The organism is Arthrobacter agilis (assembly GCF_006494655.1).
GTDB classification, from domain to species: domain Bacteria; phylum Actinomycetota; class Actinomycetes; order Actinomycetales; family Micrococcaceae; genus Arthrobacter_D; species Arthrobacter_D agilis.
Window position 1 is genome coordinate 248,742 of record NZ_VHIM01000003.1, and the last position, 15,442, is coordinate 264,183.

The following is a 15,442-nucleotide window of genomic DNA, read 5'->3' on the forward strand; positions in this document are numbered from 1 at the left end:
CGGGCTGCCCGTGAGTGGAGACGACGAAGGGCCCGGAGCGTACTCCGGGCCCTTCGGTGTCGCAGAATCCCCTAGAGGCCGCGGTCGTTGTCGCGGCGGGTGCCATCGGCTCCCTCGACCTCGATCTCTTCCTTGCGGACTTCCCCGCTGACCGTCTCGTTGCTGGTGACGGTCTCCTTGTCCATACGGACACGCTCGACAGGCACGGTCTCCTTGTCGACGACGGGACGCTCGGCGTGGAGTGTCACCTCGTGCTCTTCCTCGCTGATGGCCGGACCGTCGAAGGCGTCTCCGCGATTGGCATCCGTGATCGGTTCGCGCTCGACCCGGACCTCCTCGCGGCTGACCGGGACGGTCTCGGTGACGTTCTCCGTGACGACATACTTGCGGAGGCGTGCGCGGCCTGCTTCCGTACGCTCCGTGCCCACGTGCAGCTGCTCCTCCGAGCGGGTCATGGCGTCGTCGGTCGTGGGACCGGACGTGTCGTGGCCCACGGTGCCGTGCTGGTTGGAGGCGTCTGCGTCCGAGCGCGTGGTGGTGTCCGTGAGGCCGGCGGAGCGGCCCGATGTGGCGTCGAGGTCGACGTCGCGGTTGTTGCGGCCCGTGGTGTCATTCGTGCCGGTCATGCCCGTGGTGGTGTCGTCATAGCCGCCGGTGCCGCCGCCGATCTCGTAGTGGCGGTAGAGGCGATCCTCTTCCTCGGGGCTGAGGTTGCCGTCCGACTCGACGCGGGGTGCGTCCTTCACCTGGTGCTTCGTGTAGGGCACGCGGACATCATGGCCCTCGACGTCAGCGCCCTGGAGCGGGACGAAGGACTCCGACGTACCGAACAGTCCTGTCTTCGCGGTGACCCAGCTGGGCTCGCCGGTCTGGTCATCGAGGTAGACCTGGCCGATCGAGCCGATCTTCTCGCCGTCGGATCCGAGGACGTTGCCGCCGTTGCCGAGCAGGGTATCGATGTTGTCCTGAGTGATCATGTCCTTCTCCTTCTGAGTATTCTCACTGGTTCGGGATTCCGGTTTCGCCGGGACCGGAGTCCGCGGCTAACCACCGGCCTCTAGAGTAAGCACACTTAGTACCTGATGGGAAGCCTACTTAGCGTTTCGGGGGAAATGTTGGCTCTCGGGGCTTTCCTTCGCGGGCGACTGTCGCCCTGAGGGTCCGCGATCCTAGGATGGGACCGGGTCCAGCAAACGGTCCGCCACGGCACTCTCTCTGTGAGCGGGCATGCCTGCCTGCAGCGCTCGGGGTTCATCCGGGCGCGCGTCATTCCGCGGGGCCGAACCTGCAGCGGCACCAAGGGTGCGGGTCGATGCTCGCGTCCTGGGAGCAGGATGGTCCGCGCACGGAAGGGAGTGTGCGACACGAGCCCGTGAAGGGGCATCACATGTCATCACCGAGCAACGCATCGACGAGTAGTCGTGCCGGGAGCACCCCCGGCGGGACCGACCACGCAGCCACCGGCTTGCCTGCGGTTGGAGCCGGCGACCACAGGACCGCACTCCTGATCATCGACATGCAGAACGCCTTCTTCGAACACGAGACCCTGGCTGCGTCCAGGGACGCGCTCGTGGCGGCGTGCAACACACTGATCGAAGCAGCCGTCCGTAGTGGCGCTCCCGTACTGGTCGCACGGACGGAACACCTACCCGACAGGTCGACCTGGACCACCTCCATGCTCGACGACGACCAGGGTTTCATCTTTCGTGGGTCGCATCAGGCCGAGATGGTGAGGGGCCTGCAGGTACACCTGTTCGTCATCGTGACCAAGACCCGGGACAGCGCGTTCTTCGGGACGGATCTGGCCGAGCGCTTGCGGGCGCTGGGTGTGGACGAACTGATGCTGGCCGGCGTCTCGGCGCACAACTGCGTGGCACACACGGGGGCGGACGCGTTCGCGCACGATTTCAGGGTCAGCTATGTGAGCGATGCGATCGGGCACACGAACAAGAAGTATGCCGAGGCGATGCTGGAGATCCTCTCCGCGGAGTACCGGCAGCCGATCGTCGACCTGGCGGACGCCGTGGCCAGGCTCGGTCGAGGTCTGCTCAGCGCCGAGCACGAAGAGGCCACCGGGTGAACCGGTGGCCTCCTCCGCGACGGGGTCTCAGCTCTGCTGGACGCTGGACTTCGCGTCCTGGGCGCTTCCCTTGACGTCGCCGGCGGCCTGCCGGCTCTCGCCCTTGACTTCGCCGACGGCGTTCTGGCCCTCGTCCTTCACCGTCTGCACCGAGTCGGTCGCGGAGTCCTTGACGGACTGAACGGCCTCCTGAGCCGGCTCCTTGACCTCGTTCGCAACCTGCTTGGCTGCGTCGGTGACCTTCTCCTTCAGGGGAGCGGCCTGCTCCTTGAGGTGCGAGGCCGCCTCCTGCTCCTTCTGGCTGGCCGGTATGAGGCTGGCCACGAGAAGGCCCGCGCCGAAGGCGATCAGGCCGGCTGCGAGCGGGTTGCCTGCGGCCTTGGTGCCCAGCTGGCCCGGGGCGTCATGCGCTGCCTGCCCGGCACTGTGCAGCTTGTCCTTGGCGGAGCCGCCGGTCGACTGGGCGCTGCCCAGGCCGCTGCCTGCCTTGTTCTTCGCGTGCCCGGCCTTGTCGGCGACCGTACCCTTCACGTCGTCGGCCTTGCCGAGTACGGAATCCTTGACGTCCTCGGCCTTGCCCATGACGGTCTCCTTCACATTGCTGAAGCTGTGCTTCACCTTCTCGGTCTGGCGGTGCGCGATGTTCGCCGGGTTCACCTTGTCGGCGACGGCGTCTACATCGGTGCCGAGCTCCTGGCGGGTGCGCTCGATATCGGCGCGGATCTCATCTGGTGTCTGGCTCATGCGGTGTGCTCACCTGGTTTCAGTGTCGGCGGGATCTCTTTGACGGTCTCCGCAGTCTGCGGAAGACCCTTGACCTGCTTCATTTCCTTCTTCCCCATCAGGGCGAGGACGGCGGCGATGATGCCCCAGAGGACTGCCACGATGAGGGCGGCCCAGCCGAGGGGCATCAGGGCGCCCAGTCCCCACATGAGGGCGATGGAGAGGAACAGGAGGACGAAGTGGCCTCCGACAGCGGCTCCGGCGAACATGCCGGCACCCTTCCCGGCATTCTTCGCCGACTCCGTGGCCTCGGCTTTCGCCAGGGCCACTTCCTGGCGCATGAGCTTCGAGAGGTCCTTGGTCACCTCCCCGAGGAGCTCGCCGACCGATGCGTTGGCCGAGCGCTGCTCGGCCTCCGTCGGCAGTGGCGCGGCAGCCTGGTGGGCGCCGCTCGTGTATGCCTCGCTCATCAGCGCAGACCCCCGTCGTTCGGGCGGGTCGTGACGGGCGGCGTGCCCGGCGGGATGGTGGGGTAGTCGTCCGTGGGATCGACGAACGCGGGATTCGAATCGGCGACGTGCTGGCCTCCACCGGTCTCACCGAACCCTGCTGTCGCGGGGGTCCCGCTGTAGAGGTCGGAATCGGCTTCCGAGTAGCCGGCATAGCCGGAACCGGCGGTGCCCGTGGTGGTTCCCGTGGGAGCGTAGTTCTGCGAGCGGTTCGCGTTCGACGACGAGTCGTGGTTACCGGTGAGCCCCCGGGTCAGGCGCCCTACGACGAGACCGGAACCTGCTGCGATGGCCAGGAAGGCTCCCGGCTTGCGGCGCGCGAAGGACTTGACGTCCTCCAGGATGCCGGCGGCGTCGCGGTCCTCGAGCCAGCTGGCGGCGGAGTCCGTGCGCTGCGAGGCCTGCCGGACGAATCCGGCCACCATCTGGTTGTCGGACTTCTCCGCCATCGACTTGAGCTCGTCGGAGATCCCGCGGATGCCCTCGGTGATCTTCTCCTGCTGGCTGCCTGCCTGGCTCTTGACCTCGGCGGAGACAGTGCCGAAGAGATCCTTCGCCTGCGCGCCGGCCTCTGCGGCAACACTCTTCGCTTCGGATGCGGCAGTTCCGGCGACGTTCTTCGCCTCCGACGAGGCGGTGTCGGCGACGTTCGCGGCTGCCTGCTTGCCGTCCTGACCCACCTGCTTTGCCTTGTCCTTGGCGGCCGAGCTCTTCGAATCGTCGGTTCCGGCGGTGCCGCCCGAAAATTGCGTCGTACCGAGCTCGTGCGGGGCGAGGTCCGCTGAGGAACCCTCGTTGCCCGTGGTGGACGGCACCAGGGGATCCTTCGGCCAGTTCTGCGTAGTCATGGTGACTCCTAACGTTGTTTCTGCCGTGTGGCGGACACTCCATCGAGATTCCGATGCGTCGTACCGGCATCTCGTTCTGAAGGTATGCCTGAAGCTAAGCATGCTTACATTCCTCATTGCAAGCCCTTTTCATGGATCCTGCAACCTCTAAATAAGTACGCTTAGTATCTTCCGGAATTCCCCCGGTCACCTCTAGCGTCGGAAGCAAGAGGGCTTTCCACGGCCGCTTCCAGAAGAAGCGGAACCACCCCGGAGGGCCCCGACGTGGGGAGGAAACCACTCGTGTTTTTCCACAAGCAGGAACTTCAGTACAAGGCCAGTCCGGGTAAGCCCGACGCCGTCTACGCCCGCAAGCTCCAGGAAGTGCTCGGCGGGCAGTACGGTGAGATCACCGTCGCGATGCAGTACAGCTTCCAGGCCTGGAACGCCCACATCCCCGGGAAGTATCGCGACCTGCTCTTCGGAATCGCTGCCGAGGAGATGGGCCACGTCGAGATGCTCGCCACCATGATCGCGCAGCTCCTCGAGAAGGCGCCCCTCGGCATCACCGACGACGCCGTCCAGTCGGATCCCGCGATCGCCGCCGTGATCGGCGGTACCGATCTGCAGCACGCCATCGTGGCCGGGGCCGGGGCACGCCCGGTCGACAGCATGGGCAACCCCTGGCAGGGCAGCTACGTCACGGCCAGCGGAAACCTGTTGGCCGACTTCACGGCCAATGCCAACGCCGAGATGCAGGGCCGCCTGCAGGTGGCGCGCCTCTATCACATGACGGACGACCACGGCGTCCGGGACCTGCTCTCCTTCCTGCTGGCCCGCGACACCATGCACCAGAACCAGTGGATGGCGGCCGCCCGTGAGCTGCAGGAGGAGAAGTTGGAGCAATTCCCGGTGCCCAGTAACTTCCCGCAGAAGAAGGAGGCCACGGAGGTCTCCTATCAGTACCTCAACTTCTCCGACGGGAAGGCCGCCTCGGAGGGAAGCTGGGCCTCGGGCCCCACGCCGGACGGCAAGGGTGAGTTCACCTATCACGAGGGCACGACGACGTCCGCCCCCCTCCCTCCTGCCACCCACCCGGATGCCCGTTTCTACGGCACCACGGAAATCCCGAACACCGTCGAGAAGATGGCGGGCACCGTTCAGGACAAGCTGAACCGCGAATAGACGCTGGGCCCTTACCCGCCCCAGTTCTACGACCAGAAGGAGAATCTCATGGCAAACACGAACAATCGGACCGTCGACAGGGGACGGACAGCCGTCCAGCGTGCAGCGCAGGTGGTAGGCGTTGTCTTCCTGCTCGCCGGTATCCTGGGCTTCATCCCGGGCATCACCTCGAACTACGACACGATGCAGTTCGCCGGCCACGAATCGGAGGCGCTGCTGCTCGGGGTCTTCCAGGTCTCGATCCTGCACAACATCGTCCACCTGCTGTTCGGTATCGCCGGGCTCGCGATGGCGGGCACCATCTCCGGGGCGCGCTCCTACCTCCTCGGCGGCGGCATCATCTACGCGATCCTGTGGATCTACGGCCTGATCATCGGGCAGGAGTCCGGGGCCAACTTCGTGCCGCTCAACGGCGCGGACAACTGGCTCCACTTCTTCCTCGCCGTGGGCATGATCGCGCTCGCGCTGATCCTGAGCCGTGACGCCCGCAACGCGCGTAACACCCCCCGCAGCGCCTAGGCCGTCCACGTGATTGGGGGTGCACCGTGACCGACGAGGTCGGCAGCGGCCAGCGCCCGCGGTGAAGGACGACGACGCTGGGTCGGCAGGGCTTCCATGGGGGCCGGCCGACCCGGCGTCGTCGTGTCCGGGCCGATTCGCGCACCCGGTTCGCCGAGGCAGAGACGGCCGGTGGCCGCGGGGGCTGAATGACGGTCCGCTCATCGGGCGGGAAGCGAAGTACGCTTACTATCACCGCCCCGCCCGCCAGGGCACCCGTTCGACAGAAGAGGTCCTTGATGAAGCAGCCCTCCCCGCGCGGAGAGATCAGCGCCCTCGTGCTGACCACCGTCGCCGGAACAGTCGACGACGGCCAGGAGGCGCTCGCCCGGCTCGCCACGCTCGTCGCAGAGGCACTGTCCGAGACTCCGGACATCCTGTACGACGACGACCTCCAGCTCGCACTCTTCAGCCTGTACGAGTTGCATTACAGCGGGATCGACGAGGCCGGCGACGACTGGGAGTGGAACCCCGAGCTCCTGCGGGTCCGGCAGCAGATCGAGGCCGTGTTCGAGCAGCGGGTTCGTGGCGAAGTGGTGCTGGGAGCCCTGCCCGGGACGACGAGCGAGGCAGTGTGCGCGGAGCTGTTCCGCATGGCAGGTGAGGACACGGGACCGAGCATGTCCCGCTTCGTCGCCACAGCGGCCTCCGACGAGCAGTTGCACGAGTTCCTGGTCCACAAGTCCGTCTACCAGCTGAAGGAAGCGGACCCGCACACCTTCGCGATTCCGCGGCTGACCGGGCGCTCCAAGGCCGCGCTCGTCGAGATCCAGGTGGACGAGTACGGGAACGGCCTGCCGGCGCGCATGCACTCGGCCCTCTTCGCCCGGACCATGAGGTCCCTCGGCATGGACCACACTTACGGCGCGTATCTCGACGCCACGCCGGCCATCACGCTGGCCTCCAACAACCTCATGTCCCTCTTCGGCCTCAACCGGCGGCTGCGGGGTGCGATCGTGGGTCATCTGGCGGCCTATGAGATGACGTCGTCCCAGCCCAACCGCCTGTACTCGCGCGGCTTCAAGCGCCACGGGTACGGCGAGGAGGCCCTGGAGTACTTCGACGAGCACGTCGAGGCGGATGCCGTCCACGAGCAGATCGCAGGACGGGACATGGCTGGAGGCCTGGTCGAGGAGGACCCCCGTCTCCTCCAGGACGTCCTGTTCGGAGCTGCTGCCGGGCTCGCCATCGATACGCTCATGACGTCCCACATCATGGGGTCGTGGGAGAGCGGACGGTCCTCCCTCCGCACGTCGGAAGCGATGGCGTCGTGAGCGCGGACGCCGCACCGGGCCCGGCCGGCTCCCGCGAGGGGAGCGTGCCCGAGCGTCCGCTGAATTCCGGCGACGCCGCGCCGGTGTCCGTCGTCGCCTGTCCTGATGGGCCCCTGCTGATCCGTGGGGACTTCGAGCTCGTCGGGGCGGACGGTGAGGAGTTGCCCCGCAGCCGGCGGACCGTGGCGCTCTGCCGCTGTGGCGCCTCCGCCCTGAAGCCCTACTGCGACGGCTCCCACAAGTTCACCGGGTTCCGCTCCGGGCGCTAGTCCGCCGGCTCGGAGCGGCGGTCCGTCGGTGAGCTGCCGGTCGCGCTGCAGCCGGGCAAAGGATCGGCACGCCGCGAGCAGGTGGTGGAAGTCGCTAGGCTCGGACGCGGACGTTCCACATGAAAGCAGGCGATTCTCATCCGTACCCGAACCCGATACGCTCACCGTCGCGCGGCCCTGGCGCTGGGGACGCTCCTGGTCCTCAGCGGTTGTACCTCGTCGGAGGAGTCCGTGCCCGACGCGCCTTCCACGGGGGAGCAGACGGCCGGGGAGCGGCCGACGGATGCGGTGGTCCTCGCAACCGGTGCTGGAGGAGACCGCAGCGTCGTCGCCGGCCCGCCCGCCCGGGAGGCCGTCGAGTTGAGTCACGCCCTCTTCGAGCGGAGTCCCGTCGCCGTGGTCCTCGCGGGGTACCCGAACGAACCTGCGGTGAACGCGGAGCTCGGTCGAGCCGCCGCGGCAGCCGTCGGCCTTCACGTCCCCCTTCTCGTCCTCGAGCCGGGCCCCGCGGGCCTCGCTCCGGTTCTGGACGAACTGCACCGGCTCGGAGCGGACACCGTGCTCGGCTACGGCGACGCGGCTGCGGACTGGACGGGGATCACCGCCACGCGCGACCTCCTCGCAGGACCGCTGTCCCCGGAGGCGTTCTCGGCGGATTTGGGTCTCACCGTCAGGGAGCAGGTCGTGCCGGCCGCGGATCTGGTCACCGCTGTGAGCGCCCTGACCGCCGACGACCTGGCTGTCGTGGCGATCGCCGGGTCCGGCGGCGGGCCGTCGGAGGCGTCGGAGGACGACGCCGCCTCGGTAGCCCCGTCGGCTGCCCCGTCGGCCCAGTCCGGCGGGACGGACCCGGCGACAGGCCCGACCACGGAAGCCGACGCCGGGACGGGAGCGGCCACGGACGGCGGCACGGACGAAGCGGCCGAGGGCCCCCACGACCTGGCGTCGCTGGCGACCCTCGACGAGCTGCCCGCGTTCACCGCGCCCGAGGGGAGCGCAGCCGCACTGGTCCTGGCAACAGCGGCGTCGTCACCCACCTCCATCGCCACGGCGCGGGCGGCAGGAGCACAGGTGGAGGTGCTGCCCACCGGGGATCCGCGGGCGACCGCGGCTGCGGTGTCCGCCGTGCACCGGAACGTCGGCGCGCCCGTCTACGGGATCGGTGCGGACTTCGGCAGCACCGAGGACTTCGCGGCCCACGCCGCGGTGGCGGCGACCGGCGTCGAACTTCCCGGCGGAGGCCAGACGGTGTTCCCGGGGAGGAGGATGGTGGCGCTCTACGGGCACCCCAGCGGCCCCTACCTGGGTGCACTGGGAGAGCAGGACGTCGACGCGACCATGGCGCGGGTGAAGGACCTGGCGGCGGAATACCAGCCCTTCAGTGACGAGCCGGTGGTTCCGGCCCTGGACCTCATCGCCACCGTGGCCAGCGCTGATCCGGGGCCGGACGGCGACTACTCGAGTGAGACCCCGGTGGAGGTCCTGGAGCCCTGGGTGGATGCCGCGGAGAAGGCGGGCGTGTACGTGGTGCTCGACTTCCAATCGGGTCGCACGGACTTCCTTTCCCAGGTGCGCCGCTACGAGGAGTTGCTGGCACGCCCATCCGTAGGACTGGCGCTCGATCCGGAGTGGAGGCTCATGCCGGGCCAGCTACCACTCCAGCAGATCGGGACCGTCGACGCCGCGGAGATCAACGCGTCCTCGGCCTGGCTCGCGGACCTCACCCGGGACCGGAACCTGCCGCAGAAGCTGTTCATGGTGCACCAGTTCCGGCTGGACATGATCGGCGACCGCGCGGCGCTCGACACCTCGCGCAGCGAGCTCGCCGTCACGCTCCACGCCGACGGCCACGGCACCCCTGGACAGAAGCTCGACACCTGGGCAGCGCTGCAGGGTTCCATGCCGGCGGGCGTGTGGCCGTCGTGGAAGAACTTCTACGATGAGGACCAGCCCATGCTCGGGCCCGAGGAGACCTACGCGCTCGTCGACCCGAAACCCTGGCTGGTGACCTACCAGTAAGGGACGGCAGCGGCGACTCCTGGGCACTCCGGTCGCCGTACTCCGGTCGCCGTACTCCGGTCGCCGGCCGGGCGTCGGGGAGCGGCATCCGGAAGACCATCGAGAGGACACCGTGGGACTGGATCTGAACAGCGACGTCGGGGAGTCCTTCGGCACCTGGACGTTCGGCGACGACGCGCGCATCATCGAGTCCGTCTCGAGCGTCAACGTGGCCTGCGGCTTCCACGCGGGCGATCCCACGGGTATCAGGGTCACGTGCGGCGCGGCCGCAGCGGCCGGGGTGTCGGTCGGTGCGCATCCCGCCTACCGGGACCTCGCAGGGTTCGGCCGCCGCTTCATCGACGTCGAACCGACGGACCTGACCAATGACGTGGTCTACCAGATCGGTGCCCTGCAGGCGCTGGCCCGGGCAGCCGGGACGACGGTCCGGTACGTGAAGCCGCACGGTGCCCTCTACAACACCATCGCGGTGCACGAGCAGCAGGCACGTGCCGTGGTGCGGGCGGTTCGCGAGGTCGACGAGAACCTGCCGCTGCTCGTGCTGCCGAACACCGTCATCGAGGCCGAGGCGCGATCGGCCGGGCTGCGGACGGTGGCGGAGGCCTTCGCGGACCGCGCCTACACCTCCGACGGCGGCCTGGTCTCCCGTCGGGAACCCGGCGCCGTGCTGCGCAGCGAAGCCGAGGTCGTCGCGCAGGTACTGCGCATCGCGACGGATGGAGAGGTGCTCGCGGCCGACGGTACGCGGGTCCGGATCGGTGCCGAGAGCATCTGCGTGCACGGGGACACGCCCGGTGCCGTGGCGATGGCCGCCGCCGTCCGCCGGGCCCTCACCGCGGCAGGGGTGGACGTCGGTGCCTTCGCCTGAGGTGCCCGACGCATCGGGCAGTGACCAAAGGGGCAGTGACGGACCGGACAGTACTGGACCGGGCCGCGACGGCCCGGTCCCCCACGGACCGGGCAGTGCCGCAACGGCTGCCTGCGAAACGGATGCCGTCGGGATGACGCTCCGGCCCGTGGGGGACCGCGGTCTGCTCGTCGAGCTGCCCGGCCTCCTTGAGGTGCTCAGTGTCCAGGCCCAGCTGCACGCGGATCCGGCCGACGGCCAGGTGGACGTGGTCGCGGCGGCCCGAACGGTCCTCGTGACGGTGCAGGCCGCATCGAACCTCCGGGCGCTGAGGAACCGACTGCTGTCCCTCGATCCCACGGTGCCGGTGGAACAGGAGGACGCGCTCGTCACCCTCGAGGTGCAGTACGACGGCGAGGACCTTGCGGAGGTGGCGCGACGGTCGGGCCTCAGCGAGGAGGCCGTGGTCTCCGCCCACACGTCCCGGCCCTGGATCGCGTCCTTCGGCGGGTTCGCCCCCGGGTTCGCCTACCTCACCGGAGGCGATCCACGCCTCGAGGTACCCCGGCGGGAGACGCCCCGCACAGCTGTCCCGGCAGGGTCCGTGGCGCTCGCCGGTACTTTCTCGGCTGTCTATCCGCGGGTGTCTCCGGGCGGGTGGCAACTGATCGGCCACACCGACGCCGTCCTGTGGGACACGCACCGAGAGGCTCCGGCGCTCATCCGGCCCGGAAATCGCGTCCGGTTCGTCGCGGTGCGTGACCGGGTCCTGGTCCGGGCCGACGCTTCCGGCCCGACGCCGACGGGAACGCCCGATGCTACCCGAGCCGCGCGTGGGGAAGGCCTCGCCGTCGTCCACCCCGGCCTGTCCAGCACCCTCCAGGACCTCGGCCGGCCCGGACACATGTCCCTCGGTGTCGCGGAAGCCGGCGCGCTGGACCGGTCCGCCGCACGGCAGGCCAATCGGCTCGTCGGGAATCCTGCGGGAGCAGCGGTTATCGAGAGCCTCAACGGCGGTCTGGTGCTGGAGGCCGGGGAGGACCACGTGGTGGCCGTGACGGGCGCCGATGTCGGACTCGTGATCACCGCGCCGGACGGTCGTGAGCGAGCGGCCCTCCTGTGTGCCCCTTTCCTCCTGCGCGGCGCCGAAGTGCTGCGGCAGTCCGCGCCGGCGTCGGGTCTGCGGACCTACACGGCCGTCCGCGGCGGCTTCGCCGAGGAGCAGACCCTCGGCAGCCGCTCCACCGATACCATGTCGGGACTCGGACCCGCCCCGCTTGTGGCCGGTAGCCGGCTCGTCGTGGCGGCCCAGGGTGCGGCGTCGGCGGTCGGCGTCCCCGAACTGCCCCGCCCGCTGGCATCGCCGGAGATCCTGCGCGTGATCCCCGGTCCGCGGGACGACTGGTTCGGCGCCGAGAGTCTCGAGCGCCTCCTGGCTGCGGACTGGACGGTCACGGCGCAGTCGGACCGCATCGGCCTGCGCCTCGACGGTCCGGCTCTCCTGAGGACCAGGGAAGGGGAGCTGCTGAGCGAAGGTACGATGCGAGGCGCCCTGCAGGTGCCGCCGTCCGGACGGCCCGTCCTCTTCCTCGCCGATCATCCGGTGACCGGCGGGTACCCGGTGATCGCTGTCGTCGTCTCCGCGGATCTCGACAGGGCAGCGCAGCTGGCGCCCGGGTCCGTGATGCGGTTCCGGGCCGCCGACTCCTGACGGCGCCTGCCCGACGCGCGGACCGGAGGCGGGACTTCTTGCCTCGGCCCGGATGAGGCAGACTGTTGGAAAGCGCTATCCAGCAGGAGGTCGGGTGTCAGAGCTGTACAGGGATCCTCGGGGGCAGGACGACGGCGGCAGGGGAGCGCGGCCGCACCCGAACATCGTGGTCCTAGTCTGCGCACTCGTCATGCTGCAGGTCATCTGGCCGCTGACGATGGACCTGTATCTTCCGGCGTTCACCGCCATCCGGAGCGATCTGGGGACGAACGAGGCCGGGGTCCAGCTCACCCTGACGGCCGCATTCATCGGCATGGGGATCGGACAGCTGGGGTCCGGGCCGGTATCGGATGCCGTCGGGCGGGCCCGACCGCTCGTGGCGATGATCCTGGTCTACTGCGCAGCGACGGCGTCCTGCGCTCTTGCGACGAGCATCGAGGGGCTCATCGCCGGGCGCGCGCTGCAGGGCATGGGCTCGGCTGCCTGCGCCGTCCTCGCGATCGCCATCGTGAGGGACCTCTACACCGGGCGGCGCCTGATGGTGTTCCTCGCGCGGCTGTCCATCGCCTCCGGTGTCTTCGTGGTGCTGTCCCCCGCCCTCGGCGCCCAGCTGCTGCAGGTCGTGGGGTGGCGGGGCCTGTTCTGGGTTCTCCTCGGGTACGGCGTGGTGCTGCTGTGCGTCGCAGGAGGGATCCTGCTGCGGAACGAGACCCACACCGTCGAGCGGCGGCGGCTTCGCACGAGCGTACGTCCACGGGACGACTACAGCAGCCTGGTGCGCGACGGCCAGTTCCGGTCGCTGGCCCTGGCCGGCGGGTTCCTGTTCGCCGCGATGATGTCCTACATGGCGGGCAGTGCCTTCCTGCTCCAGGATCTGTTCGCCCTGAGCGCCACGGAGTACGCACTGGTCTTCGGCGCGCAGGGCGCCCTGATGGTGGTGGGGGCGCAGCTCGGCGGTGTGATTGCCCAGCGCTCCTCACCCGTGCTGGTCATCCGGGTCGGGGCCGTTGCGCTGGTGGTTGCCATCGGGCTGCTGGTCTCGAGTGTCGGTCTTGCGCCCGGTCTCGGACTGTGGGGACTGACGGGTCCGATCATGGCCTTCACCCTCTCCTTCGGCCTGGTCAGCCCGGCGATCCAGGCGACCGCCCTGGAGCACCATGGGCTGCGCGCCGGGACGGCCGCCTCGTTGCTCGGAGCCTCGAACATGGCCGGCGCGGCGCTGATCGCACCCGTCTCCGGGGCGTTCGGTCTCTCGTCCGCGCTGCCCACCGCCGTCGTGATGGCCGGATGCGTCCTGGTCGCGGCAGCCCTGCTGGTCGACGGGGCCCGGAAAGCAGCCGGGACATCGAAGACGCCCGAGTCCGCTCGCGAGGAGGCGGAGAGCCGGGACACCGTGACGGCCCGCCGCGAGCCCGCGCGACGGGCATGATCCGTCGACCGGGCCAGGGAGCCCATGCACGGGGCCTCAGGGCGGTGCGGAGGAGTGCACACGGAATTTCGCCGGTGGAAACGCCCCCGAAACCACTGCTGCCTACCGTGAAGTCACGACAGGAACGCCGAGGAGGCCGCCGTGCAGACGCTGAGGGTGAGACAGGTCCCATGGACCAATCCGGTGGGTATCGGGCTGCGCGAGGCGCTGCATGCGGAGTCCTGTCGCGGCCGGGTGCCGTCCGCCCCGCCCGCGGCGGACGACGACGGCACGCGTGTGGCGGTGTTCCTCATCGCCTACGAGCTGGCCACGGGCCAGCCCGTGGGCTGCGGAGGGCTCCGGCTGGTCGGCGCGTCGAGGGCGGACGTGGACTACATCTACGTGCTGCCCTACGCGCGGTGGTCAGGTGTGTCGAGGGCCATCACGGAGGAACTGACGGCGTGGGCACGGGCCCACGGCATTGCGGCGGTGGGGCCCGACGGCGCCCTGGCGGAACTCGCCGCCCTCCGGCTCTGAGGCACTCCCGCGCCGGCCTCGGTGATCGCTGGTCCGGGCGACGACCCGCCGCCTGTGAGGTGCCCTGAATGCAGCCTCCACCGACCGAGGCTTACCTGCCAGGAACCGTTCCTGTGCTGTCCGACCGGCTTCTGCTGACCCCGTACCGCGACCCCCTGTTTGACGGCGCGACGGACCCGGTCCTCGTAGCCGATCCCACCACCCGTTCCTGGCTCCTGTTCTACACCCAGCGCCGTGCGGCGCTTGCGGGCCTCGGCGGTGTGGAATGGGTCCACGAGTCCGAGATCGGCTGTGCCCGCTCCTACGACGGCGGGGAGACGTGGGCGTACGAGGGCGTGCTCGACGACGTGCCGACACCAGGGCTTGACCACCCCGTGACGAAGTGGGCTCCCGACGTCGTCCGGATCGGTGAGCACTGGGTGATGTTCCTGACGCTCCTCGGCGGTAAGCGGTCGGACTGGTCGGGGAATGCCGTGATTGCGCAGTACACCAGCAGCGACCTGAAGCGCTGGACCTTCCAGGCGTACGTGGATCTGCGCTCGGACCGCGTCATCGACGCCGCGGTCACTCTCTGCGGGGATGGCCTGTACCGGCTCTGGTACAAGGACGAGCAGCGCGGGTCACGGACCTTCTCGGCCGTCACCGCCACGCCCTCCGATCCACGTTCCTGGCAGGTCGAAGGCGTCGCCATCGACGGACGCCCGCACGAGGGACCGAAGGTCTTCACCCTGGGTGGCTGGTTCTGGCTGATCACGGACGAATGGCGCGGACTGGCCGTGTACCGTTCCGCGGATGGCGCGGGAGGGTGGGAACGACAGCATCGCGACAACGGGCTGATCCTCACCGGGCCGGAGGAGTTCGAGGGCCGGCCGGTGGTCGCCCGGCACGCCGACGTCGTGGTGCAGGGAGCAGCCGCGGCCGTCGTCTACTTCACGCACCCCGCCTGGTCGGGCTCCGAGCTGGCCGACATGACCAGCGGGACCGACCACCGGCGAAGCCACATCCGCGCGGCGTGGTTCACCGTGTCGCCCGCCGGTCACCTGATGCCCTGCTGGGAATCCGCTGCACAGCAGCCGCACAGCTTCGGGAAAGCAGGAGCGTAGGTGGGGGCTGCATCGTGGAGGGACAACGCCGGCCCATCAGGAGGAAACCATGATCACCTACCGACCCACACCCGCTCTCATCGCCGGACGGAAAGGATTCAGGGCCGCGGTGGGAGCGATGGCACTGGCGGCGGTCATCGGCACCACGGCGTTCGCGCCCGCCGACGCCGGCGCGGTTGCGGCCTCGCCCACCCTCGACGCCGTCGTCCTCGGGACCGCCCCTGCCGCGGATGAGGACATCGCCCGACGGCAGGACCTCTGAAATCCGGCCGTGCAGGGTGCGGCAGGGCCACTGACACCGCGAGGCGCCGAGCCTCCCGCCCCAATCCCGTTCCCCGGATCTCTGCATCCTGTGCGAAATACTTGACCGCATCGCTCCACTCACCACCCGG

16 protein-coding genes are annotated in these 15,442 nt (G+C 69.3%); 12 read left to right on the forward strand and 4 right to left on the reverse strand.

Going from position 1 to position 15,442, the window contains the following annotated elements; genetic code table 11:
• Positions 1–71 precede the first annotated feature (71 nt).
• Positions 72–977 (reverse strand): DUF2382 domain-containing protein, encoded by a 906-nt coding sequence (locus FJV46_RS05980; protein WP_087028975.1) that lies wholly within the window; start codon positions 975–977, stop codon positions 72–74.
• Positions 978–1,387: 410 nt separating this feature from the next.
• Between FJV46_RS05980 and FJV46_RS05985 the strand changes: the two genes are divergently transcribed.
• The gene (locus tag FJV46_RS05985) at positions 1,388–2,080 is read left to right on the forward strand and encodes a cysteine hydrolase family protein (RefSeq protein ID WP_087029387.1); all 693 of its coding nucleotides are present in this window, start codon (positions 1,388–1,390) and stop codon (positions 2,078–2,080) included.
• Between the two features lie 27 nt (positions 2,081–2,107).
• Here the strand turns inward: FJV46_RS05985 and FJV46_RS05990 are convergent, their stop codons facing one another.
• The 3 genes from FJV46_RS05990 to FJV46_RS06000 are packed head-to-tail and all read right to left on the reverse strand — an operon-like array spanning position 2,108 to position 4,160.
• Complete coding sequence (locus FJV46_RS05990; protein WP_087028973.1) at positions 2,108–2,824, reverse strand: DUF3618 domain-containing protein; 717 nt, start codon at positions 2,822–2,824, stop codon at positions 2,108–2,110.
• On the reverse strand, positions 2,821–3,273 hold the full coding sequence (locus FJV46_RS05995; protein ID WP_087028971.1) for a phage holin family protein: 453 nt from the start codon (positions 3,271–3,273) through the stop codon (positions 2,821–2,823). Before FJV46_RS05995 ends, FJV46_RS05990 begins: the two co-directional genes overlap by 4 nt.
• On the reverse strand, positions 3,273–4,160 hold the full coding sequence (locus tag FJV46_RS06000) for a hypothetical protein (protein ID WP_104150525.1): 888 nt from the start codon (positions 4,158–4,160) through the stop codon (positions 3,273–3,275). Before FJV46_RS06000 ends, FJV46_RS05995 begins: the two co-directional genes overlap by 1 nt.
• 282 nt (positions 4,161–4,442) lie before the next feature.
• Between FJV46_RS06000 and FJV46_RS06005 the strand changes: the two genes are divergently transcribed.
• The 11 genes from FJV46_RS06005 (at position 4,443) to FJV46_RS06055 (ending at position 15,312) form a co-directional block, all read left to right on the forward strand.
• Positions 4,443–5,324 (forward strand): manganese catalase, encoded by an 882-nt coding sequence (locus FJV46_RS06005; RefSeq protein ID WP_087028968.1) that lies wholly within the window; start codon positions 4,443–4,445, stop codon positions 5,322–5,324.
• Positions 5,325–5,372: 48 nt separating this feature from the next.
• Positions 5,373–5,843, forward strand: coding sequence for a DUF4383 domain-containing protein (locus FJV46_RS06010; RefSeq protein ID WP_087028966.1), 471 nt, complete (start codon positions 5,373–5,375; stop codon positions 5,841–5,843).
• 278 nt (positions 5,844–6,121) lie between these two features.
• Positions 6,122–7,156, forward strand: a complete 1,035-nt coding sequence (locus tag FJV46_RS06015; protein WP_087028964.1) for an iron-containing redox enzyme family protein — start codon at positions 6,122–6,124, stop codon at positions 7,154–7,156.
• Positions 7,153–7,425, forward strand: a complete 273-nt coding sequence (locus tag FJV46_RS06020; protein ID WP_306298281.1) for a CDGSH iron-sulfur domain-containing protein — start codon at positions 7,153–7,155, stop codon at positions 7,423–7,425. Before FJV46_RS06015 ends, FJV46_RS06020 begins: the two co-directional genes overlap by 4 nt.
• A 231-nt stretch (positions 7,426–7,656) precedes the next feature.
• Positions 7,657–9,444, forward strand: coding sequence for a hypothetical protein (locus FJV46_RS06025; RefSeq protein ID WP_087028962.1), 1,788 nt, complete (start codon positions 7,657–7,659; stop codon positions 9,442–9,444).
• A gap of 112 nt (positions 9,445–9,556) precedes the next feature.
• The gene (locus FJV46_RS06030; RefSeq protein WP_087028959.1) at positions 9,557–10,312 is read left to right on the forward strand and encodes a LamB/YcsF family protein; all 756 of its coding nucleotides are present in this window, start codon (positions 9,557–9,559) and stop codon (positions 10,310–10,312) included.
• A gap of 133 nt (positions 10,313–10,445) precedes the next feature.
• Positions 10,446–12,002: a 5-oxoprolinase subunit B/C family protein gene (locus FJV46_RS06035; RefSeq protein WP_087028957.1), complete on the forward strand. Its 1,557-nt coding sequence runs from the start codon at positions 10,446–10,448 to the stop codon at positions 12,000–12,002.
• Between the two features lie 94 nt (positions 12,003–12,096).
• The gene (locus FJV46_RS06040) at positions 12,097–13,431 is read left to right on the forward strand and encodes a multidrug effflux MFS transporter (RefSeq protein WP_158250148.1); all 1,335 of its coding nucleotides are present in this window, start codon (positions 12,097–12,099) and stop codon (positions 13,429–13,431) included.
• 156 nt (positions 13,432–13,587) lie between these two features.
• Positions 13,588–13,947, forward strand: coding sequence for a GNAT family N-acetyltransferase (locus tag FJV46_RS06045; RefSeq protein WP_204840866.1), 360 nt, complete (start codon positions 13,588–13,590; stop codon positions 13,945–13,947).
• A gap of 68 nt (positions 13,948–14,015) precedes the next feature.
• Entirely contained in the window at positions 14,016–15,050 is a 1,035-nt protein-coding gene (locus tag FJV46_RS06050; RefSeq protein WP_126130660.1) for a glycoside hydrolase family protein, read from the forward strand.
• Positions 15,051–15,099: 49 nt separating this feature from the next.
• Positions 15,100–15,312, forward strand: coding sequence for a hypothetical protein (locus FJV46_RS06055; RefSeq protein ID WP_087028949.1), 213 nt, complete (start codon positions 15,100–15,102; stop codon positions 15,310–15,312).
• Positions 15,313–15,442 lie beyond the last annotated feature (130 nt).

Coding starts and splice junctions, on each gene's coding strand:
- FJV46_RS05995 (WP_087028971.1), bottom strand. CDS start 3,273: ATGAGCGAGGCATACACGAGCGGCGCCCACCAGGCTGCCGCGCCACTG.
- FJV46_RS06015 (WP_087028964.1), top strand. CDS start 6,122: ATGAAGCAGCCCTCCCCGCGCGGAGAGATCAGCGCCCTCGTGCTGACC.
- FJV46_RS06000 (WP_104150525.1), bottom strand. CDS start 4,160: ATGACTACGCAGAACTGGCCGAAGGATCCCCTGGTGCCGTCCACCACG.
- FJV46_RS05980 (WP_087028975.1), bottom strand. CDS start 977: ATGATCACTCAGGACAACATCGATACCCTGCTCGGCAACGGCGGCAAC.
- FJV46_RS05985 (WP_087029387.1), top strand. CDS start 1,388: ATGTCATCACCGAGCAACGCATCGACGAGTAGTCGTGCCGGGAGCACC.
- FJV46_RS06055 (WP_087028949.1), top strand. CDS start 15,100: ATGATCACCTACCGACCCACACCCGCTCTCATCGCCGGACGGAAAGGA.
- FJV46_RS06050 (WP_126130660.1), top strand. CDS start 14,016: ATGCAGCCTCCACCGACCGAGGCTTACCTGCCAGGAACCGTTCCTGTG.
- FJV46_RS06010 (WP_087028966.1), top strand. CDS start 5,373: ATGGCAAACACGAACAATCGGACCGTCGACAGGGGACGGACAGCCGTC.
- FJV46_RS05990 (WP_087028973.1), bottom strand. CDS start 2,824: ATGAGCCAGACACCAGATGAGATCCGCGCCGATATCGAGCGCACCCGC.
- FJV46_RS06035 (WP_087028957.1), top strand. CDS start 10,446: ATGACGCTCCGGCCCGTGGGGGACCGCGGTCTGCTCGTCGAGCTGCCC.